Origin of the sequence: Helicobacter sp. 13S00482-2 (genome assembly GCF_002272795.1) — a bacterium.
Taxonomy (GTDB): Bacteria; Campylobacterota; Campylobacteria; order Campylobacterales; family Helicobacteraceae; genus Helicobacter_J.
Genome location: NZ_MLAT01000036.1, coordinates 1 through 1,317 on the forward strand (window position 1 = coordinate 1; position 1,317 = coordinate 1,317).

Here is a 1,317-nt window from a genome sequence, read left to right on the forward strand (position 1 = left end):
GATATTGTTATTAAATTTGAAAAAACAAGCAGTCCTGATTCAGCCAGAAGAGCATTTTGGCTTATTAGGGACTTTTGGAGATATGCCTTTAATATAGGTTTATTAAAAGCTAATCCTCTATCTGATATTGTCATTTCTGATATACTTTCTCCTGTTTCTAATAACCATTATCCTAAAATTACAGATGAAAAGATATTAGGAGAACTCTTAAGATGCATTGATGCTTATCCACATTCTTTAATGATAAGGACCGCTTTAGCATTTGTTGCTTTAGTGCCTTTACGTTCAGGCAATTTATCAAAACTTAAATGGAGCTATATAGATTGGGATAATAAAACTCTAGGCATACCTCGCAGTGAAATGAAAGACCATAATAAAAACTTCTCTGATTTTAAATTACCATTATCAACCCAGGCCATAAATATCTTAAATGAAGTCAAAATTTTTACTGGCTGGGGCGAATGGGTTTTTCATTCTGCAGCAAATCCTAAAAAACCAATGGTAGGAGACTCTCTAAGCAAAGCATTGAGAATGATGGGATTTAATGATGAAGCAAGAGGAAGAAAGCAGTTAGTTCATTCTTTTAGAGGAACTTTCAGAAGTCTTGTTGATACTTATCAAAATGAACACAATGCCTCTTTTGAAATCAAAGAAGCTATCTTAGATCATCGCATAGGCAATAAGGTTACTCAAGCTTATGTTCATAAGGCAGATTATACAGAACAAGCAAGACCTTTGTTGCAATGGTGGGCTGATTTTTTAGATAGGGTGAAAAAATCTTGAATTTGTTTATGTGAAAAATAATGATCAGGTTTACAAATATGTTTAGTTATACGTGATGGATATAAACGGTATATTGAGGCAAAAAAAGAAGCTCAAATCTTTTCAGATTTTTAATTTCTAAGCCAATTTAAATAGTAAATTAGGCTCATAATCTCAATAAAGTAAATTAAAATTAATTTACAATTAAAATTTTTTATGATAAAGTCCGAAAATTTAATTTTTAAGGTTTGATAATAATGGAAGGGATTGTTCATACAATAGTAACAAGTGATTGGTTTTCATTGACAATAGGAATATGTAGTGTAATCAGTTTTTTCTTAGCTTTTCGAGCCAACAAAAGAATAACAAAAATCAATAATCAACTTAGCATTAAGGATCAAGATATTTCCATAACTGGGAATAATAATATTACTGCTGGTGCAAATAATGCCATTATCAGATAAGAGTCAAAAACTTTCAGCTATTGGGACAGATAATAAAACAGCAGGTGAAAATTTAATTGATCAATCTATCAATATTAATAATTTTAATATG

General features: G+C 30.3%; 1 protein-coding gene. It reads left to right on the forward strand.

Annotated features, from left to right (window positions below):
• The coding region (locus tag BKH42_RS08900) for a site-specific integrase (protein WP_143428610.1) at positions 1-783 on the forward strand (783 nt) is incomplete at its 5' end.
• Positions 784-1,317: the final 534 nt, after the last annotated feature.